At 34.1% G+C, this 21,892-nt stretch carries 18 protein-coding genes; 3 read left to right on the top strand and 15 right to left on the bottom strand.

Annotation, left to right across the window (positions count from 1 at the left end; translation table 11 throughout):
• Nucleotides 1-6: 6 nt before the first annotated feature.
• Nucleotides 7-1,305 (top strand): sensor histidine kinase, encoded by a 1,299-nt coding sequence (locus tag NSA47_RS00090; RefSeq protein WP_257528793.1) that lies wholly within the window; start codon nucleotides 7-9, stop codon nucleotides 1,303-1,305.
• A gap of 139 nt (nucleotides 1,306-1,444) precedes the next feature.
• Here NSA47_RS00090 and NSA47_RS00085 read toward each other — a convergent pair whose 3' ends face one another.
• The 14 genes from NSA47_RS00085 to NSA47_RS00020 form a co-directional block, all read right to left on the bottom strand.
• Nucleotides 1,445-2,791 carry an APC family permease gene (locus NSA47_RS00085; protein ID WP_257528791.1) on the bottom strand — a complete coding sequence of 449 codons (1,347 nt, stop codon included), beginning with the start codon at nucleotides 2,789-2,791 and terminating at the stop codon, nucleotides 1,445-1,447.
• Between the two features lie 240 nt (nucleotides 2,792-3,031).
• Nucleotides 3,032-3,730, bottom strand: a complete 699-nt coding sequence (locus NSA47_RS00080; RefSeq protein ID WP_257528789.1) for an MBL fold metallo-hydrolase — start codon at nucleotides 3,728-3,730, stop codon at nucleotides 3,032-3,034.
• Nucleotides 3,731-3,906: 176 nt separating this feature from the next.
• Complete coding sequence (gene uvsE / locus NSA47_RS00075; RefSeq protein WP_257528787.1) at nucleotides 3,907-4,863, bottom strand: UV DNA damage repair endonuclease UvsE; 957 nt, start codon at nucleotides 4,861-4,863, stop codon at nucleotides 3,907-3,909.
• 138 nt (nucleotides 4,864-5,001) lie between these two features.
• Nucleotides 5,002-6,618: a L,D-transpeptidase family protein gene (locus tag NSA47_RS00070; protein WP_257528785.1), complete on the bottom strand. Its 1,617-nt coding sequence runs from the start codon at nucleotides 6,616-6,618 to the stop codon at nucleotides 5,002-5,004.
• 768 nt (nucleotides 6,619-7,386) lie between these two features.
• A complete protein-coding gene (locus tag NSA47_RS00065; RefSeq protein ID WP_257528783.1) occupies nucleotides 7,387-10,710 on the bottom strand; it encodes a DEAD/DEAH box helicase family protein in 3,324 nt (1,107 codons plus the stop codon).
• Nucleotides 10,711-10,759: 49 nt separating this feature from the next.
• Nucleotides 10,760-11,860, bottom strand: coding sequence for a restriction endonuclease subunit S (locus NSA47_RS00060; RefSeq protein WP_257528781.1), 1,101 nt, complete (start codon nucleotides 11,858-11,860; stop codon nucleotides 10,760-10,762).
• Between the two features lie 3 nt (nucleotides 11,861-11,863).
• Nucleotides 11,864-13,315: a type I restriction-modification system subunit M gene (locus NSA47_RS00055; protein WP_257528779.1), complete on the bottom strand. Its 1,452-nt coding sequence runs from the start codon at nucleotides 13,313-13,315 to the stop codon at nucleotides 11,864-11,866.
• 356 nt (nucleotides 13,316-13,671) lie between these two features.
• Nucleotides 13,672-14,022 carry a GIY-YIG nuclease family protein gene (locus tag NSA47_RS00050; protein ID WP_257528777.1) on the bottom strand — a complete coding sequence of 117 codons (351 nt, stop codon included), beginning with the start codon at nucleotides 14,020-14,022 and terminating at the stop codon, nucleotides 13,672-13,674.
• 3 nt (nucleotides 14,023-14,025) lie between these two features.
• Nucleotides 14,026-14,505, bottom strand: a complete 480-nt coding sequence (locus NSA47_RS00045; RefSeq protein WP_257529229.1) for a DUF6530 family protein — start codon at nucleotides 14,503-14,505, stop codon at nucleotides 14,026-14,028.
• 361 nt (nucleotides 14,506-14,866) lie between these two features.
• Nucleotides 14,867-15,973, bottom strand: coding sequence for an ArsR/SmtB family transcription factor (locus tag NSA47_RS00040; protein WP_257528775.1), 1,107 nt, complete (start codon nucleotides 15,971-15,973; stop codon nucleotides 14,867-14,869).
• Complete coding sequence (locus NSA47_RS00035; protein ID WP_257528773.1) at nucleotides 15,963-17,240, bottom strand: MFS transporter; 1,278 nt, start codon at nucleotides 17,238-17,240, stop codon at nucleotides 15,963-15,965. Before NSA47_RS00035 ends, NSA47_RS00040 begins: the two co-directional genes overlap by 11 nt.
• 237 nt (nucleotides 17,241-17,477) lie before the next feature.
• Nucleotides 17,478-18,221, bottom strand: a complete 744-nt coding sequence (locus NSA47_RS00030) for an AAA family ATPase (protein ID WP_257528771.1) — start codon at nucleotides 18,219-18,221, stop codon at nucleotides 17,478-17,480.
• Between the two features lie 72 nt (nucleotides 18,222-18,293).
• Nucleotides 18,294-19,031, bottom strand: a complete 738-nt coding sequence (locus tag NSA47_RS00025; protein WP_257528769.1) for a nitroreductase family protein — start codon at nucleotides 19,029-19,031, stop codon at nucleotides 18,294-18,296.
• A 114-nt stretch (nucleotides 19,032-19,145) separates the two neighbouring features.
• Nucleotides 19,146-19,784, bottom strand: coding sequence for a Crp/Fnr family transcriptional regulator (locus NSA47_RS00020; protein ID WP_257528767.1), 639 nt, complete (start codon nucleotides 19,782-19,784; stop codon nucleotides 19,146-19,148).
• Between the two features lie 211 nt (nucleotides 19,785-19,995).
• On the opposite strand from NSA47_RS00020, the gene NSA47_RS00015 reads away from it, so the two are divergent.
• A complete protein-coding gene (locus NSA47_RS00015) occupies nucleotides 19,996-20,481 on the top strand; it encodes a permease (RefSeq protein ID WP_306811054.1) in 486 nt (161 codons plus the stop codon).
• The gene (locus NSA47_RS00010) at nucleotides 20,478-21,236 is read left to right on the top strand and encodes a permease (protein WP_257528765.1); all 759 of its coding nucleotides are present in this window, start codon (nucleotides 20,478-20,480) and stop codon (nucleotides 21,234-21,236) included. Before NSA47_RS00015 ends, NSA47_RS00010 begins: the two co-directional genes overlap by 4 nt.
• 141 nt (nucleotides 21,237-21,377) lie before the next feature.
• Here the strand turns inward: NSA47_RS00010 and NSA47_RS00005 are convergent, their stop codons facing one another.
• On the bottom strand, nucleotides 21,378-21,764 hold the full coding sequence (locus tag NSA47_RS00005) for a transglycosylase domain-containing protein (RefSeq protein ID WP_257529227.1): 387 nt from the start codon (nucleotides 21,762-21,764) through the stop codon (nucleotides 21,378-21,380).
• Between the last annotated feature and the right edge of the window lie 128 nt (nucleotides 21,765-21,892).

Raw genomic sequence — 21,892 nt, 5'->3', positions numbered from 1 at the left:
GATTTTATGCTGGATATAAATATTCTATATGTTTCTCTTTTAACCTTTATAGATTCCTTTCTATTTTTATTTCTTTTGAAATCTTTTATACATAGAAATACTCATACAAAAATCCTCCATGGACTGCTTGTAGTGGGACTGTCTTTATTAGGAATATTTCTAACGGTTTTAAATGTAGTTCCTTATATGAAAGCCATTATTGTCTCTTTTTCGCTCTTAATTTATACCTATTTTTATCATATAAAATTGGAAACCCGGTTATTTATTGTCTTTATATTTTATTTTTTAGAGATTTTTGTTGAGTCTATTTTAACCATGTTTATCTTTGGGATTCTTGATTTAGACATTAATCCTTCCGCCACGGCTATGCAAGACGTGTTTTTCATAGGTCTTTTAAGTAAATTAATGATCTTAGGATCCATCCATCTGATCCTTCAATTTGTGAAGCCCAATGATGTTTTATTGTCTAAAAAACATCATCTTTTTCTCATTATCACCCTTCTTCTTTCCATTATCTCTATGGTATTCATTTTTAATCTATCTATTGAATCAGATACCAATACATGGGGAGACTTTATATTGCTCTTTCTTGGGTTAACATTTGTAGCAATGAATATCGGTGTTTTTTATTTTTATACAAGCTTAAAGCAATCCTATAAAGACGCCCAAAGATATGAAATGAAAAAGACTTTAGATAAAATGAATGAAAAGCTCTTATCCAAAAGTGAAGCAGAGGACCACAAAGTTTCTATGGTATGGCATGATATCAAAAACCATATGAAGACTTTAGAGATTATGATGGAAGAAAAGTCCCATGCCGGATACGAAAGTTATATTCAGCCATTGAAAGAGCAAATAGAAAAGATCCCTAGAAGAATAAAAACCGGCAATAGAATTGCCGATATTGTGCTGAATGAAAAACACTCAGAAGCCTCAGCCTATAAAATAGATTTCCATACAAAAGCAGCTGTTCCCCCTAAGTTAGAAATAGAAGATGCTGATTTTAGCTCTATTCTTTTTAATACCATAGACAATGCTATAGAAGCCATAATCAATTTACCTAATAAGCAAGAGGGTTTTATTCATATAGATTTGTATCCTAGGGGCCAGACTTTATACTATTGCATTCAAAATAATTATTATGAAGGAAATACCCCTAAACAGCCCTTTTCTAAAAAAAAGTATTTATCTTCTGGATATGGCTTACAAATCGTACAGGATATTGTTTCTAAATACAATGGTCATCTGCAATATGAAAAGAATGATGAAGAATTTATTCTAACTATTCATCTGCCGGTGCTATAGGCTTGCCAATGGTATATAACAAAATTTACTTGTTCATATTCTACACAAAGGAATGGCCTCTACATCATGATGTAGAGGCCATTCCTTTCTTTTCTTATTTATTCCAATTAAGTTTTTTCAGATTATCCACCCACAAGGTTTAAGAAAGGGAAGAACGATCATAGTATAAGCAACCTGTCATAAAAATGATCCCACAGAACAATAGAAAAATTGTCCCATAAATAGGATTAGACACAATGCCTCCCACCAATATGATCAATGACCCCAACAGTCCAAATATGGGGCAGATGATTCCTTTAAAATAGCTGGTGATCATCTTATCTTTCTTCATTTTTAAGACTTTTATATATAACATCATGTAAAGTACATATCCAAATACAATGGCGACTTCACTGACATCACTGGTCCTGATTATGCCAGATTTTTGAGTAATATAATGAATCACTAGCCAAATCATGGATACTCCCAAAGAGGTAAAGCAAGAACCTAAGGATAGTTCAAATTTTGGGTGGACTTTGGCTATTTTTTCTCCATAGGGAATCATCTTCTTATCCGCCAGAGCTTTGGGCATTCTTATGCTTCCTAGAGTTACCCCATTGACTACCCCTAAGACCGAGATAATCACAAATATCAACATCATCTTACTTCCTTGGTTACCTAATAATAACTCCCCTACTGTATTTACAGCGGAATTCCCCATAGACATAATATATTCTGTGCCCAATATATTGTTTAACCCGATAAAATAAAGAAGATAAACTCCCAATACAATTAAGGGGCCAAATATAAGGGCTAAGGTCATATTTTTTTTAGGATTTTTCACTTCATTACTTATGCTCGTAGTAATAATCCAACCATCATAGGAAAAAGCAATAGGTGCTAATGCTGCAAGCCATCCTAGGCTCACATCACTTTTGGACAATAATTCTACATTTTCAGGTAGAACAGGATGGGGTGAACCCCAAAACATTCCGATGAGTGCAATGCCTAAAAGAGGAATAAGTTTAATAAAGGTAGAAAGGTTTTGAAAATATCCTCCTAACCTTAAAGATAAGATATTCAATCCATAAATTCCTACCATATAGATAAGTCCTATGAATATTTCCATTTCCAAAGTGGAAGGTAGATTAAATAACAAGCAAGTATATAGGCCTGCCACCCAGGATATCACCGCTATTAAAGTTGGATAATAGGCAAATACCTGAAACCAACCAAAACCACAGGCTATTTTGGGGGAAATAAACTCTTCATAATAACCTACAGCTCCTCCGCTGCCTTGAGTCCTCATGGACAGTTCTGTCAAGGTCAAGCTACCAAAGATGATACTAAATGCCCCTATACAAAACACCAAGATTCCTAACTTTATACTTCCTCCTGTATATTTTAATACATCATCCGCTTTAAAAAAGATTCCAGATCCGACTACAATACCTACAATCATAGTCAGTGCAGTAATAAATCCATAATGTTGTCTTTTATTTTTCATAATTTTCTCCATAAACTTAAAATATATTTGAAAGGATGATACCATTCAATTTAAGATACCCTATATCTTATCATTTATCTTTTGATTTGAATAGGTAGATTTTAAAATCTATCCTATAGGAATTTTCTTCAACATTAAATCCCTTAGGGCAGATTTTGTCTTTACAAGGACTTTCTTTATCTTATACAAAAATAAACCAAGGTATGTGTTATGCGGACCTTGGTCTTATCTTTATTAAACTTATTTTTCATAAACAATTTCATTTTCCCTATGGACATTGAGAAGTTTTGTATTGTGTAGTTCAATATGTTCCTCTAAATCTTTATAAAAGGAATACTCTCCAAAGGAATGCATGGGGATAACATATCCAGGATGAAGGGTTTCTATAAAATAATTAATAGCCAAATAAGCCTGTTCCTCTAATCTTGGATCTACGGGTACAAAGGCAAAATCTATATCTTTCCCCTTTAATAAATCCACTTCTCTTTTAAAATCAGATTCTTCATTGGCTAGTTGATCTGACGTCATCCGGTTTACCCAATGCCACCAGTTTAAGTCCCCACTATGAAAATAATTTTGTCCTTTTAGGGTGACTAGGTAGGAGTTGCCTAGGTCGGTAGTGCCATAGGCAGAAATTTTCACATCATGAATTTCTGTGTTTTCATAATGATCTAAAAGAACTAGGTTTTTAATCTTTTTCCCCTCTATTTTAGGGGCAATATCCTTGCTGAAAATAAAATATGCATTTTTCATCTCATAAAGATATTCAAATACTTCCGGTTTAAAATGATCTCCATGGGAGTGGGTAGAAAAAATATAAATATTTTTCTCTACATCAAGTCCTTTTAAGAGGACAATAGGATCAAAAATCAATAGATTTTCCTTATCCTCCACCATAAAGCCACTATGGGATAAATGTTTTATTTGTATGGTAATCACCTCTTGTTCAATAATAATTTAACTCCTTGTGCTAGTTAAATGGAGAGTTTGCTTGGAATATGAGAAAATTGGAATTTAACTCGCACAACGGATTAATTTTAAGTTGTCATTGTATGTATTCCTCATATTATATATTCCCTAATCATGATAGCATAAAACAAAATTTCCCCTTACGATTAAATTTCGAAGGTAGAATTATCTAACCAATTCCACTCTTTTCTTAAATTCTTTATAGATTGAGCAAGATGATAAAGCGCCAAATCTTTCTTCTTTGCCTCTATCATGATGTCTATATCTTGGTTTAGTCGCTTACAATTTTCTATAAATTCAACAAAGTGCTGTCCGTTTATAAAATCTGCATGCTTTCTATCTTTGGAACTCTCTTTGGGACTGGAAAAATGAATCTTTGGAGGAAAGGTATCTCCTTTCCATGTATCCAGTATTTCAGGCAATAATTCCATGACATGCTCACCATCATTATTACATATATGATGATGCACATCCAAAACCATGGGAACTCTCAATTCTTTGCATAGCCTAAGGGTTTCTTTGGCGGTAAAGGTTTTATCGTCATTTTCTAAAATGATTTTTGAAGTGATTTCTTTAGGGTATTTTCTAAAATTTTCCTTAAACCTCTTCAATGCAGCTTCCTTTCCCCCTGCCGCACTGCCCACGTGAAGCACCATTTTGCCTTGGGGATATTCCATATCTTCAAATAAATGAGCATGAAACCATAGATTTCTCTTGGTGCTTTCAACTACATTTTCATTAGTGCTATTGATAACATTGAATTGATCCGGATGGGTATCCACCCTCATGTGATTATTTTTTATTAGTTGACCTATTTGTTTAAAATCTGCTTTAAACAACTCTCTATAATTCCACTTCACTTCTGGATGGGTTGCTAGAGGGATGAGTGCAGATGTTATTCTATAAAAATGAATCTCTCTTTCAATATTGTATTCCAATATCTTTTTTAAATCTTGAGTATTCGAATATGAAATTTGTTTAAGTTTATCTAATCTTTTCTCTTCTGTATTTAACTTCTGATAATAGGTATAGGTCACATTGCTGGAGGATGTTACTTTTGGAAGTTCCAGAGCAATGGCCACATAGCCCAATCTCACCCTCATGGATACACCGCCTTACATTTGTTCTTTTTCTTTATTATGGCTTATCCTAAGGATTTATATCGAAAAATTTATGGAACAATAAAAGTCTTTAAATTATCCCTCCAACAATCATACAAGGCCCTTATTTTTATCCATATTTTAATAACAAATCACAGGGGTATCAGGGCTGATATTATCAAATATGGCTTTGGCTACCTTGTAAGGAGAATTTATGCAGCCGTGGGAGCCATTGGTCTTGTAGATATTGCCCCCAAATACACTGCGCCAACTGGCATCATGGATGCCTATTCCTCCATTAAAGGGCATCCAAAAAGTAACTGGTGAAGCGTAATCTGGACCTCTAAGGACAACATTTCTAGATTTATATTTTAATCGGAAAACTCCAGGAGGAGTAGTGTGATTTTTTTGTACATTTCCTGTAACGACATTCCCATGAGTTACTAGAGAACCTTTTTTATAAAACCACATATGTTGCCCTGATAAATCTATTTCCACATAGGTATTTCCTATATCATTACTTCCCCAGGCAAAAGCTCTTTGGTGATATTCTGGTTCTTTTGTTATGGTTTTTCCTTCCTTGATGCTTGAAATTAAATTTTGTGTTTCCTTTGCCTGATCAATGGCCCAACCATAATCCCCTCCACCTACTTTTATGGTTTTTCCTGAGGCTGTAATAAAGTTTCTTGTTTTGCCAACTGTATTATAGGTCTTGGCAAGGGTACTCATGTACTCTTTCACTTTTTCTTCATTAATTATAACCTGAAATTTCTCATCTACTTCAAGCCATTTATTAATTGTGTCACCGTCTAAGAATTCTTTATCTTTGGCAAATGTATAGGTGATTTTTGAAGATACGTATCTGTTCAGCGTATTCTTTGCTTCTATAACTTCTCTAGATTTGGAATGATATTGAGGCTCTATATAGCAACCTGCTGATTCTAGATCTAGTTCAATTTCATTTTTCAATATAAAATCTGCTGCTTGGGAAGTTAAAATAGCTCTGTCTACTTTATTGCCAAGGATTTCATCCACAATCTCATATTGATTTTCTCCATATTGAAGGCTGGCATTTTTAGGCTCGATAATCTTTCTCCCCTTGAAATAAGAGAGTCTATCTATTTGTTTCTTGAATAATATTTCGTCATAGAAAAGTTCTATAGAGGCTTTGGTGTTTTCTTTATTGAATAGGGCTATAATCCACTTAAAGGGATTCTGACGGTCTTTAAAGTCTTTAATTTCCTCTTGGGAGATATATTGTAATTCAATATCTTTTCCTTTTATTTTTTCATCTATCCCCGCTCTATCCTTTATGGTCAGTGTATAATCATTCAACCCAGTTGCCATGACCTCTTTGGCTTCTTCTGAGGTTTTTCCTGAAACGCTGATGCTATTGATTTCGGTGCCAAAATAAAAATGATCTATAAAATATAGGGTCATGACAAAATACATAATAATTAAAGTACAAAAAGAAATCCCCAGACCTATAGAAAGTTTTTTATGTTTTTTTACTCTTTCTTTTATTTTGTCTTTAAGAGACTCTCTTTTTTGTCCCTCTTCTATTTCTTCCTCTACCTCTTCAATAGATTCCTCTACCTCTATCTCTTCTTCTATTGATCCTTCTTGAACTTCCTGGATTTCTTCCTCAATAAATTCTTCTGTGGTTTCTATTGGCTCTTTCTCGAGAAGTTCCTCTATCTGTTTTTCTTCTAATTCATCTTTGAATTCCCCTGTGGGCTTTTCTATTGATTTTTCCATAGCACCTACCCCCTCGTGGACAATAAGATTAGAATACATCTTCATTCCATCTTATGAGGTAGTGTTGCTTTCTAGGACAAATTTATTTCATTTGTTTTTAATATTTTCTATGGTACATAGTTTAAGAAAAATACGTCGTAGACTGCCCTTCTTTTTATGATAGGAACAGCTGTATTAGTTAAATTCCGACTTGCTACGTTTGGGGTAAGAGTTTGTAAAATTTGCTTTCAGCAGCGTCAAAAACTCGCTTTGCTCAAACACTTGACTTAAAACGCTTCCAGCTGCATTAACAAACTCTAAACCCCTACACTATGTCAAGTCTCCATTTAACTAATCCAGCTGATCTGCAAACAGTGCGTTATAAAAAGGCTTGTCATCATAAGAGAAGCGAAGGGTCTAGGGTTTTGTTTTTAGGTCTATGATCTTTTACTGAAGCTTAGATAGCAACCATCTTTGCAACCCACTATTTATGTGTCAGCTGGGCGAGTTAAATGGAGATTTTGCTTTGTGAAGAGACTTAGGGTTTGTTAATGAAGCTAGATAGGCGCTTTAAGTCAAGTGTCTGAGCGTAGCGAGTTTTTGACGCTTCCTAGATAGCGAATTTACAAACCCTTGTTCTCGAACATGGGCAAATCGGAATTTAACTGGACCAGCTATTACTATTTATAATATGTGATATAGTCTGTGACGCATTTTTCTCCAATTATGTAAGGGCATACCCTGTTCTTGCTTTCTCTTGAGATAATCTTGTTGCTGTTTAAGAATAATCTATATACTTAATCTATTATTTAATTGATCAATAGTACGGATGATTTTTTGGGCGATATCTATTTTTCCGTCAAATAAAGCGATGACATTACCCTTTTTGTTGAAGGGATGTTCATTGAGTATTCTTTTATCCAAGCTTCCGTTTTTAATAATGTAGTTTACAATGAGGTTTACAAATTCCATTTGGTAAATATTTAATTTTTCATCAGATAAAAATTCAGAAAAAATTTCATTGGCTGCTTTGGGATCTAATCCTACAATCTTACTAACAAGTTTTAAAAGGGATTCATCTCCAAATTCCCTTTTATAATCCTCTTTGGTACCAAGATCTTTCCATAGAATTTTTTCCAGATGTTGAATATCATCTTTTCCTAAAGCTTTATTGTTTCTTAATTTGTACACCACTAGATCGTCTTGATTTTTCTTTAAATATACATTCACTTTTTTTCGGTAATTTTCCATATTGTTTACATTATATTCCCCCGGATGTTCTTGACTGGTGAGGATTTCATCGGTGAAGTTTGTGTAGTAAATTTGCTTAGACTCCTCTTCAATAAATCTCACCAACTCTCGAAGGGCTTCCCGTACCCTTTCATAGTCCAAAAGGTCAGCATTATCCCAGAATTCTTGAGTTTGAACCTCTAATATCAATTCTTCCTGTCTTTTAACTCTTTCAATGGTACCTTTTTTAGAAAGTTTTTCTGCTGTGGTAATCACCCTATTTTTAGGTCTCGAGGAGGCCAATCCCTTTAACTCAGCATACTGAATAGTATACATTAAAAAGTCAAATCTTTTGGCCATCTCATCTTCCTCTAGGAAAGGAATCAAGGGGGCAATATGTTCTTCCAGTTCTCTGGTATCTTGATCAGTTAGATTTTCATAGGCTGTTTCTTGGTTAAATTGATGGATATATTTTAGTTTCATGCGGGAGCTGAATTTACTTTCATTAATTCTTAAAACATCTCCTAAAACATCCTTTATTAAATGTTTTCTATAATTCTCATAATCTTTCCTCTGATAGTCTATAGGTTGGAGCTCTTTAATAATTCCCACTTTAATATTGAAAATCTTTTCTGTTAGGGATTTTTCCACCTTGGCTTCTTTACCATTTTTCTCTATTCTGAAAAACTCGAAGTTTCCACAATAGTCAAAAATCCTAAATTCCTTTTTATCCAATCCCACTCCAAAGAGATCTTCACAAAGTCTAGTGCCCCGACCAATCATCTGCCAAAATTTTGTTTTGGATCGGACTTTTTTGAAGAATACCAGATTTAAAATTTCGGGAATATCAATACCTGTATCTAGCATATCCACTGATACGGCAATTTGGGGAAGTTTTTCCTTGGTTTCAAAGTCTTCCATAGTACTATCTACATAGGAAATCCCTGTATATACTGGTTTTGTAAATTCTCCTTTATATTCTGGATATAAAATATTAAAGCGTTTTACAATAAAATCTGCATGTTTTTTATTTTTGGCAAAGATAATGGTTTTCCCTAATTTATCCCCACCTTCTACCTTTAAACCTTTTTCCATTAGCTCCCTAAGGACTAAATCAATGGTATTATTGTTGAATAAAAAAGAATTTAATTCCGCTCCACTAATCTCTCTTACTCCATCTTCAAAGGTCTCCTCAAAGATTTCCTTTTCTTCCTCAGCCAAATCATCGTAATGAATCCCCTCTTCCATGAACTTCATAGTAGTTTCTATCGTATGATAAGGAACCAAGTATCCACCCTTTATAGCCTCATCCAGTTCATAGGCATAGGTAGGCACGCTGTTTTCTAGTTCAAAGATTTCGTAGGTATTTTTATCTATATCACTTCTAGGGGTGGCGGTAAGGCCTAATAAGATGGCATCAAAATAGTTAAAGATAGCCTGATATTTTTTATAAATACTTCGGTGACTTTCATCTATAATGATTAAATCAAAATGTCCCCGAGTAAAAAGCTTTTTACCATCTTGGCCTTCTGCATCATCTATGGCATTCATCATGGTCGGATAGGTAGAAAAGACCATCCTACTTTCTGGGTTATCCTTACTATCCAATAGATTACATAGGGAAAGTTCAGGAAGTAAATTTTTAAAATTTTTCTTGGCCTGTCTAACTAGGGCTGTTCTGTCGGCTAAAAATAAGATGTTTTTCACCCATCCTCTATTGATTAATACATCCACTAGAGAGATAGCCGTTCGAGTCTTTCCTGAGCCTGTAGCCATAACTAACAGTGTCTTTCGGTTGCCTTTATTCAAACTATCACAAACGGCACTAATGGCCATTTTTTGATAAGGTCTATTGGTGATTTCATCTTTGATATTAGGGTTTTCTAAGGATTCTTTATGCTGTCCCTTATAGATCATCCATAGAAGCTCTTCCTTGGTATATAGTCCTGATACTATGCGTTCAGGGTAGTTTTCATAATCCCATAGATAGTATTCAAAACCGTTCGTATAGAAAATAACAGGTCTAACTCCATATTGTCTTTCTAAACAATCAGCATACCTCCGAGCCTGTACTTGTCCTATTTTGGGATCCACACTGGTTTTTTTAGCTTCTACTAGAGCTAGGGGCTTTCCGTCATCCCCATAGAGAACGTAGTCTATATAACCTATACCTGATGTATTGGGCATGCCAGTAACTTCTACTTCTTCTAGGCAATCTTTTCCTATCCTCCAACCACATAATTCTAGTTCTAGATCAATATACATTTTCCGGGTAGCAAATTCGGTGATCTCATCCACCTTAAATTCTCTAGTTTGGCGATTATTTTCTCGTTTTTTCGTGTTTTCCTCCCTGAGATATTGGTTTTCCTTGATGATCTCTTCTAATTTTCTATCCTTTTGGCCTAATTTTTCATAGAGATCCTGTAGTTCCTGTCTAGTCTTCCTCTCCTGTCCGCTATCTCCTAGTAATTCTTCATTGAAGGTTCTTTCCTCGTATTCATCAGAATAACAGTAATCAATCCAGGAGATAAATTCAAAAAGATTTTTTAAGGCTAAAACCGCTTGATCTCTAGAAACCGGTGTAGAGGTATGAACAGCTTTGTTTCCCAGTTTTTGTATGTAGATAAGCATCGGAAATAGTTTGCTATCAATAATGCTTTTAAATTTATAATCATGAATTAAAGCCCCTAGCCTTTCATCGTAGGGAGGAGTTAACTCCTCATCAAAGCTATAAAGCCATTTGATGGCAAGCTCTAGGGATCTTCGAGTGAGTATGGCCGTAGTAGCGTAAGACACCACTAGGCTTTTCTCCGCTTCTATACAGGCATAAGTGAATGAATTATATTTGGATTCTTTTTTTAGAAAATCAAAGTTATAATACATGACTTTCCCCCTATCTCAGATATTTAGTGCAAAATCCTTATAGACTATTTTATGAAAATAATTCCCCTTTAAAGGCTCTTTGCATTAAGCTGTTGAAATTGTTTTCCATTTCAACTAAAGACTTTTCCATGAGTTGTTTTTGGGCTTCTATTTTTTGTACGATGTTGGCAAATTGGTTTTGGAAATGGATGGGTGGTATAGGAATATCTAAATCATTAAGTATTCTTAAATTAATATTTTTTTGTGCTGACTCCGGTGCGCTGGCTTCAATAATCTCCTGTAAAAATCTAAACCAAAGTTGAACATACATATTGTCTACCTTTTCTGTAGGTATAAATGCCACTATACTATCGGGAAAACATGCATCAAATCCCAAAATAGTCGTTTTAGCAATATTTGCAGCTATTGTAATACACAATGTCCCTTTACTCCACATCTTACTTTGTTTTAAGCCAAGTTCTGAATAAGTTTGAAAGTAGTTATTAATATATAAGCCTGCATTAGCAATATCACCCGTTTGAACAAAAGGATATGGTCCTCCTAATAATTCGGGAGCATTTCTTGGCCTATGTTTTGATTTACCTCTTTGCAAATTACCAACTTCTTTTAATGTTCTAATCTCCCATCCCTTAGAATTAGTAATTGGATCTCCAAACATTTCATAAAATATTGATTGGATATACTCATCTAAAAGTGTGATTTGTTCTTTTCTTGCATCTATTGAGGCCTGTGCCTTACCAAGGACTTCTACGATTCTTTCTTGGATTTGGAGGGAAGGAAGGGGGATTTGCGCTTCTGATAAATCCCCTAGCTTAATGTACTTGATTACTCCACCTATAGAACCGTTTCTTAAAATATCAATATATTTACTCATAAAATAGTATAAAAATTTAATGTCCAGAATATTTTTGTCCATAGACTCAATAATGTAGGTTCTTTGATAGGCATTAAATTTCCCTTCATAATACTTGACATTTAAATCTCCATTACCTGCTACCAAAACACATTCACAATCATAAGCATAAGAATTAATCCATAAATTATTTACAGAACATGTGAAAAAGGGATATTTACCATCTTTATCACTAGCATTAGCATCCAACTTGCCAGTCATTATTCTTACATAATCACCTAGTCTTCTATATTCCATCCCCTACACCATCCTCTCCAAATCCTCTAGCCCCTGAAGAATCTGCTGTTCTAGGTCTTTTATTTTTCCTATAATCACCTTAGGTTCTTCATACTCTACTTCTTCATATTCGATCTCTTTATATCGGTTAATGGACAGGTCATAGTCATTTTTCACAATCTCCTCTTTATCCACAAAGAAGGATTGTTCTGTTCTTTTTCTATCCCTTTCTTCTGCCCTATTATGATATCTCTTGATGATATCTTGAATATCATTTTCCTCTATGGGTTGACGTTTATCATCTAGGGAGTAGCCATCGGCTTTCATGTCGTAGAACCATACTTTGTCTGTGCCACCAGCTCCTGTTTTGGTAAAAAGAAGTATTGCTGTAGACACTCCGGCATAGGGTTTAAATACTCCACTAGGCATGGAAATGACACCATGAAGATGATGTTTTTCTACGATTTCTTTTCTGATGGCCTTATGAGCCTGGGAGCTTCCGAAGAGTACTCCATCAGGAACTATTGAAGCACAGCGTCCTCCTTTTTTTAGTATGCGAAGAAATAGGGATAAAAATAAAAGTTCGGTTTTTTTGGTCTTGGTGACCTTTAATAAATCCGCTGATACACTGTCATAGTCTAAAGACCCTTTAAAGGGGGGATTGGCTAGAACTAAAGTATATTCTTCTTCATCCTTATTACTCTCTGATAAGGAGTCTCTATACTCTATATTGGGATTTTCTACCCCATGGAGCATCATGTTCATGGCTCCTATACGCAGCATGGTTCTATCCATATCGTTGCCGTGGAACATGGTTTTATTGTAATGATCTCTTAATTCCTTGACAGCAAATAAACCTTCATTATTTTTTTGTAAATACTCTCCTGCTGCTACTAAAAAACCGGCAGTCCCTGCGGCAGGATCAATGATAATGTCGGTAGGGGTAGGCTTCATCAGTTCCACCATCATCTTAATGATATGTCTTGGAGTCCTAAACTGTCCATTGGTGCCTGCGGTGGCCACTTTGGAAAGTAGGTATTCGTATAAATCTCCATTAGCATCCCTATCCCTTAGAGGTAAGGTATCAATATTAGTGACAATTTTCTCTAGCATCTGGGGGGTGGGGATCATAAAGATGGCATCATCCATATATTGTGCAAAGGCCGAGTCCTTATCTCCATGCATGGTCTTAATAAAGGGAAATATCTCCTTTGATATTACTTCATGCATATCCTTGGCAGGTAATTGTTTGAAGTTTTTCCATCTTAGACCCTGGTGGTTCTCTTTAAATATTTTTTCCGACTCTATACCAAAGATTTCAGCATTTTGCTCTAAGTCGGTTTGTTTATCATCTAATCCCTTTATAAATAATAGATAGGTAAATTGTTCGATAACGGATAGAGGATTGGTAATCCCTCCTGTCCAAAATATCTCCCATATTTTATCTACTTTATTTTTCAACTCTCCAGTAACCATGATTAGTCTCCTCCTGTTTTCATTGCTTAATATTCATTATAGCAAATAATGAAGGATATTTGGAGATTAGTGTATAAGGAATGATTGTGCATAGCAGCCTTAAAAAGTAAATATTCTACGATATAAATTCCTAAAATTAACTTCTTGGACTATGGAGACAATAATCATTACATTTTTCTTTAGAAAGGAGGACTAGCATAGAAAAGGTTTAACCGGCGAATAAGAATAAACAAGCTGGCCAAGAGCGATTAAAAAACCCCTATTGGCCAGCTTGCTTATTCTATTCTTCTTAGTATTTCCCAAAATATTTTTATCTAAATCAATTTAATATCTTAAAAAACATTTACTTTTTATCCTTAACGTTGATAGAACTCCATGCCCTTTTGGGACAATTTCTCTTCCCAAATCATCTGCAACAAAGCTAAATCTTCGCTATAATCTGTTTTTGATTCATCTTTATCATATTGAAGCTTCTCAAGTATCTCTATTGTAAAATTGGATTCTCCCTGCTCTTTCCATGCTTTTTGTAGTTCTTTATTCAGAAAACTATTAAATTTTAATTGAAACTTAGTTTTATTCATGGTCCCTTTCAAATCCTGAGTTGCTTCAATATAATACTTATTGTTGATATTGGATCGAACCATGAATATTCCCATATCTGGTTTCATGTTCTTATACTGTTCTTTCAGCTCTTTTCTTTTATCCAAGGATTAGTACCCCATTTCTTTTAATATATTTGATAAAGTACGCAAACGCTCTCCGATCAATTCTCCATCATCACTAAGGGCTTGATTGAATAATTGAATGTCTTCATCAATTTTTTGATTTTCTGTACATACAGATACAGTCATAGCATCTCCTTGCAAACCTACTCTGTCTACAATAGGATTTTCTGGATCATATAATTTTTCATATCGATAGGCTTCTTGAAAATGCAATTTGGTTCTGCAAACAAGAATTGCTAGATCCAATACCCGATGAAGAGGTAATTCCTCAGACTGCCTTGACCATTTTTCTCCCGTGTGTCTCCATACTTTGGCTGAAATATCCACTTTGCCTCGATCATTCCATTGGGCTAATCCTAATGAGAGACCCTTTGCATCCGTATTATAAGCATATCTTCCATCTACATTTTCATAATTTTCCGATACAATAACTGGTTTGTGTTTTAAAGTAGTTGGGATTTTCATCATATTTTCCTCCCTGTAATTGAGTTAATCCGTTGTACTCATTAACTTTTATATTCTGAATTTAGTAATTTACTAATCTAGTAAATTACTAAATTGATTATAGTTTACTTTTCCCCTACCGTCAATAAATTATTTAAGTTCCTTCCGAGAAAACAGCTAAGACCGCTCTAGTAAAATAGGAAAGTCTGATCCTAGAAGAACATGATCAACTTTCCTATTTCAAAATAAAAGATTTTCTTTCTTCCTTTTCTTTCTTCCTTTTCTTTCTTCCTTTTCTTTCTTCCTTTATAAAACCCCCTCAGCTACATATTCTGAGGGGGTTATGTCTTGTGCTTAATTTTTCGTGGGATAAGGTGCCTTGCTAATTGTTTCTAGGAAATTTTAAATCTTTTTTAAAATCTTCTATTGTTTTTTCAAGCAAACCATAATTGACTATATATCCAAATTTATTGTCTGTTCTGTCAAGTTTTATCGCCTTGGAAGTTAATAAGTTATTAATATGATAGGATATTGTAGCACTGGATACGCCTAAGACATTTGCTATTTCCTTTATCGATGTCTCTCCTAATGCAATTCGCTTTAATACCTCATATCTTGTTTTATCTCCTAAATTTTTAAATATCTGAACCCTTTCATAGGTTTTATTCTCATTTATCTCTTCAATTTGCTTTAATGCCTCTTCTATCTTTAGCCCAAATACAATCATACTTTCCTCTTCCTTAGGCATTAGACTAATAGAATAGGCAAAAGTTATACTAACCAGTAAATGTACTATTTCTCCCTTTATCATGCTTAAATTGAAAAGAGAATAGGTTAAATCCTCCAATGATTCAGCCCCATTTTTATTTAAATAATTTTCAAGATATTGACCATAATCTTTTATCTTCTTTGTCAGGGGTTTATAAAACTCTTCAAAGATTGGGTATATCTTTATCATTAGATCCACATATTTCCGCATATATAGTGCAGGGTCTTCTACAATTAGAAAAAGATTCCACTTTAAACCAGGATCAATGGATAACTCCTTTATAAAAGATAATATATCCTTTTTATTTAAACAGATCTCTTCTGCTCTTTTCATTATTTCATTAGAATCTACTTGATTTTCTTCATTGATTATTAAAGAATATATGATATTTTTATTGATATCTTCTTCTGTTAAGGTTAATAAATAATCTAAAAACTTATTTTCATCCCTATACCCCAAGATAGTATCTGATTTAATATTTAAATCAATAAAACTATGTTCACTTGAGAATGGTTTTGTATAAAACTCTTCAATTTCTTTACTAAATGGTTTTAGTTTTTCCTCCACCTTTTTCACAAAATCCAAATATTCATCCATATTGATATTTTTATAATTATAATCCTTTTTGGATTCTTCATAGGATTCCATATGATACAATAATTTGGGGAATCTTAAAAAATCATAAACTTTACTCTCATCAGGATAAAATTTAAAATTCATCTACAACGTCTCCTTTTGTCCTAGTTCCAGCCTCTTCACTATAACTGATTAAATCCTTTTTATACTTCAATGTGGTTATAATCAATATTGTTCCCGCTATTGCAATTACATAATTTGGTAGGATTACATCATAAAGGTATCCAAAAATCATTTGCCCTATTGGAATCAATATAGTCATAGCTAAGCCCATTATGGTGGATACCCTTCCCATTAGATCCAAAGGTACAATTTCACTAAAAAGTGTATTTAAAGCAATGTTGGCAAAGGTAGCAAATAATCCAATAAAAAATGAAGTGATCAGTAGTAAAATATAAGGAATTAGATTAGAGCTAAAGAAATGTAAAGGGATCATTGCCATAATCAATACGGTAATCGCTATAGAAATAAAGCTCATATATAAAAGTTTGCCTATTTTGATTTTTTTAATATGTTTACCTCCAATAAGCGGAGCCACTATAAATGAAGAGGATAACACCATCTGAAATAAACCGAATTTAAAATCAGATGTTTTTAAAATCTCCTTTATAATAAATACCAACCCTATTGATACCAATGGAGATACACAAAAGTTTAAAATCCCGCCAGAAGATATAATTGTAGTTACTAGCTTGTTCTCTCTTAATAGGCTTATACCCCCAATCAAATCATCTTTAAAGGATTTTATGCCCATTTTCTCAGGGACTTTATGATTTTTAGGTATATTTATAAACATTTCGCTTATAGAAGATAAAAAAAAGCTAATTGAATTAACAATGAGTATTAATGCCATACCGAAGCTTCCATAAATCAAGGCAGCAATGATAGGGGCTAATAAATCCCCAATACTCACTGCCAAGGATTTTGCAGAATTGGCTTCAAGGAAATCCTCCTTGTCAACAATACTTGGTAATACTGCCGCCATTGATGAATGAAAAAATATTTCTGTAATTTCTAAGAGAATAACCAAAACATAGATTAATGGTACACTTAGACTGCCTCTATGGATAAAGATTAGTGCGTAAATCCCTATGATAACTGCATTTAATAGATCCAATAATACAATAGACTTTTTTCGATCAAACCAATCCCCAAAAACCCCTGCAATAGGTGAGAAAATAAGTCGAGGAATAATGATAATCGATAGAATAGATGCAAATACTGTAGCCGACCCAGTGAGATCTAGTACATACAAGGATAATGCAAATTGTTGCATATTGCTTCCTAATAATGAAACTAAATTCCCTAGGATAAACAATGTAAAATCTTTTTGCTTTATAAGCTTTTTCATGGCAACACCTCATTGTTATATTCTTAACTTCATTATATTCTTATAATATTTTGATGTCAATCTATTCATTAGATAAATATCTAATGAATAGATATCTACAATTAGAAAACCCCCGGTCAAACCGGGGGTTCCAAAAAGCTTTAGCTTGAGTATCACTACTTTTTTGTTTTATGATGTTTAATTCGTCTTTTTCTACATATAGGAATCAAATTTTCTTAAATTATTCCTTCTTGGTATCTATTCATTTTCCAGCATATTATTAAGTAACAGTTGTCTATTATTAATAAACAATTCTGTTACCTTATAGCTCTCCGTTTCCTCATATGTAATTTCTCTAATCTTGCCATCGCCAAAGGATAATATGGACGCACCTGGCATACCAAGTAGGATAGGAGAATGACTTGCAATAATAAACTGCGTTCCTTTTTGGGCTAAATTATATATTAATATCAATAATGTCAATTGTCTCTGGGGTGATAAAGCTGCTTCTGGCTCATCTAGAATATATAATCCTTTTGTAGTAAAGCGGTTTTGAATAAGTGCAAGAAAGCTTTCTCCATGTGACTGTTCATGCATAGATTTACCCCCATAGCTTTCATAATAGGCACTATAGTCATCTCCATCTCTATAATCTTCAATCTTGCTAGCAACATTATAAAAGCTTTCCGCACGAAGGAAGAAGTTACTTTTAGGCCTTGAGACCCCCTTTATGACAGTAATTGCTTGATGTAACTCAGAATGAGTATCCATTGTGGAGAAGTTAAAATTTCTATTTCCTCCTTCCGGGTTAAATCCATAAGCCACTGCGATACTTTCAAGTAAGGTAGATTTACCCGTTCCATTTTCCCCTACAAAAAAAGTAATATTGCTATTAAAATAAAGCTGGTTAATGGATTGAATAGAAGGAATATTTCGGCTATAATTGCTTTTTTCAACTCGAGCCCAATCAATTTTAATACCTTTGATAAATTTCTCATCCATATGATTGCCTCCGTATTATATTGATAATTTATTTAGAAGAAAATACCACACTTATCATGGACCTCTCCTCTTCTATCTAAACTTTTTTAAATACTCCCCTGCAGAACGGTTCATCTCCAAGGAAAAATCTGACATGTATTTGCGGTTACATAAGGCTTTAATCTCTTCTATAGACCTTTTATTTAGTCCTCTTTTTTCATTTCTAATCTGATGCATCTCTCCATGTTCTTGCTTGGTTAGCCTACGATATGTATTTTCATATACAATATATTCTTTTTCAAATCGTATAGGTTTTTGTCTATCTTTTTGTTGTTGGGTAGGATATCCATATACTATCATAGCCGCTGGAATACAATAGTCAGGAAGGTCCAATAGCTCTCTAATAGTCTCACAGTTTTCTAATATATCTCCTATATAGCAAGAGCCAATTCCCAAGGACTCTGCGGCTACTACTGTATTTTGTGCGGCGATGATAGCATCGGCACAGGCTAGTAAGATATCTCCCTCCCCTGGATTTCTAGGACTACAATCATTTAATGTAAAGGTATCATACCATCTTTGATAATCTGCTAAAAAAATGAGTACTAAGGGAGCTTTTGCGATAAAGGGTTGATTGTCACAAGCTATAGCAAGTTCTGCTTTTAACTTTTCATCTGTAATATCTAGGATGCTATAGAGCATCATGCAGCCCGCCGTAGGTGCTTCAAAAGCTGATTGCAGAATTTCTTCTTTGATATTTGGTTCTATTTTTCTGTCTTCAAATACTCTAACTGATTTTCTTTCTTTAATTTGCTTTAATACTTCATTCATAAATTCCCTCTCCTTTATGATGATTTCTACACTCTATAACTCTTTTAGCCTCTTGAGACTTCTTAAAACCAGTCTCTGTTCCAATAAATACTATCCATCTTAATTTTTTGGCTATTACAAACCATTTAAACTTTTTATAATAATGGTTTTAGCATCATATTCTATCAATCCATCTCTTCGCATTTTATTTAGCTCCCTACCTAGAGATGATCTTTGTACTCCCAATCTTTCGGCTAATTCCTTTTTAGAAATATTTAAGCTTATAATATTGCTTCTTTGAAGGTGATATTCATACTTTAAATAATCCATAATTCTTTGTCGGATGGTTTTAAGAGATATAGCATTGATTTTGTCTGATAATACAAGAGTTTTATCTGATATGACCCTGAGCAATCTAACCATAAAATCAGGATTGTTTTGGCTGAGCTTAAGGGTTAGTTCTTTAGGAATGTGTAGGATAATAGACTTAGATTCAGAAACCACCGTCATGGGATAAGCATTTCTACTGGAAAACATTAAATTTGCACCAAATACATCCCCTCCCGAAAAAACACTTATTTTTAATATATTTCCATCCTCTTCTATTTTTTGGACTGAAACTTTCCCCTCTAGGAGGATATCCATGCCGTGGCATTGTTCATTTTGAAGATGGATAATCTGCCCCCTATCATATTTATCTATTGTATATTTGGATGAATGAAATATTTCTAAGAATTGATCTTTTAAAAAAGGCTGAAAAAGACTGAGAGACAATAAGGCGTCTATATATTTTTCAATATTTATTTCTTTTCCTCCCTTCCATGTGTTACCAAGGTAACTTTTTTATCTATTGATATCAAGTATACTAAAGAAAATCCCAAGGGGAAAGGAGTTTTGATGTATTTGTGAAAATCTATGGTTTATTCATTGGAAATCAGAGAAATGTAGAAAATCTTACAAATTCTAATAATTATAGGAGGTGCTTATGGTGGATATCTTTACCTTAATTTTTTGGGTAATTACCCTGCTTTGGTTTACTTTTTCTATTCTAAAGGATAAGAAAAAAACTTTTAATGCTGTGAAAATGTCCAGTGGTATGATGAAACATATGGCAGGAGAAATCATTGGTATTTTATTTCTGATCGGGCTCATTCTAACCTTTATTCCCCCGGAGTCCATACAGCAATATGCAGGGCAATCTAGTTCTCTTCTAACTACAGTAATCTTTGCCCTCATAGGTTGTGTTACTTTGATACCAGCCTTTGTGGCCTTTCCTCTTGTAGGTTCTTTAATGGCTGCAGGAGCAAATATTGTACCAGTGACTGCCTTTTTAACCACACTAACCATGGTGGGAATAGTAACTTTTCCGCTAGAAAAGAAAGAGTTTGGTACTAAATTTACTATAATTAGAAATTCTTTAAGCTTTATTTTTGCTATTGTCATTGCACTGCTCATGGGGGTGATCCTATGAACAAAGTAAAACAAACCATTCACCAAAATAAGCTTTTATTCTTAGTTTTGCTGGCATATATCGGGTTATCCATTTTTATGCCTGCTAAAGCTCTTCAGTCCCTACAAAATAGTCTCTACTATGTAAAAGAAATGTTAATGATTATGCCTGTTATCTTACTACTCACGTCCTTAATTTCTGCTTGGGTGCCTAGAGAGGCTATTGAAAGGAATTTTGGTCAAAACTCTGGTTTTAAGGGATCTATTTTCTCCTTTCTTCTAGGTAGCTTTTCCGCTGGGCCCATCTATGCAGCTTTTCCTGTATGTAAAGCTCTTCTATCTAAAGGAGCTAGTATTTCAAATATTGTCATCATCCTTAGTGCCTGGGCAGTTATTAAAGTCCCTATGTTGCTAAATGAGGCCAAATTCCTCGGACCTAAGTTTATGGCTCTACGCTGGGTGCTAACTACCCTAGCTATTTTCGTGATGGGGTATCTTACATCAAGGTTAGTAAAAAAAGAGGATCTTCCCGAAAAAGACGTTGGAAATGAAACAAAGGAAAATCCCCTCCATATTGTCTCAGAATATTGTTTAGGTTGTGGAGTCTGTGAGATAATCGCTCCCAATTATTTTAAAGTAGTCAATAAAAAAGCTAACCTTCTTCGTCGAGATGTTGACGAAGAAGAGTTAACCCTCATAAAAGAAGCGGTAAAAAAATGTCCATCAAAGGTAATTGAATACACCGAAGTAAAGGTAACAACTCATGATCGAGGATAGTGCTACTGGATTGCCCCTTTTCTGTGTCTTTATAATCATGACCGCCGGCTAAGCCGACGGTCATGATTCATCGTATTTTATCTAAGAATTCGCCTATGTCCTCTCCTGATTTTCCAATCTCTAGGCTTCAGGTTTTGCATTTTATTCTATATACCCCTTTTCCTTCATTAACCTTAATACTAAGGTTTGTCTCTTTTGAGCTTGTTCTAAGTGTTCTTGGGGATTATAAATACTAGGTCCCTTTAATACTCCGGCCAAAAGGGCACATTCTTCTGTGTTTAAATCTTGAACCTCTTTATGAAAAAAGCTTTGGCTGGCTTCCTGTATACCATAGGCCCCAGCACCAAAATAACTATTGTTTAAATACATTTCCAATATCTCTTCTTTGCTATAGGTCCTCTCTAACTTCCATGCTAAAAATAGTTCCTTTATCTTTCTATTTAGCGTTTTCTCTCGGGTTAGAAATAGATTTTTGGCAAGTTGTTGAGTAATGGTACTACCTCCTTGCTCAAGACTTCTTTCTTTGATAGTAAGCGTCCTTTAATAACATGTACCAATAAATTATGGCAGCCATTTGGCTGCCACTGTTATTTTTTATTTTGTGCGACATGCTGCTTGAACCTGTGGGTTCCATGGAAGCATCTTGTCTAGCATAT

This window comes from Irregularibacter muris (assembly GCF_024622505.1).
GTDB classification, from domain to species: Bacteria; Bacillota; Clostridia; order Eubacteriales; family Garciellaceae; genus Irregularibacter; species Irregularibacter muris.
The sequence above is the reverse complement of the archived record's forward strand: the minus strand, read 5'-3'. Positions and strand labels throughout refer to the sequence as shown.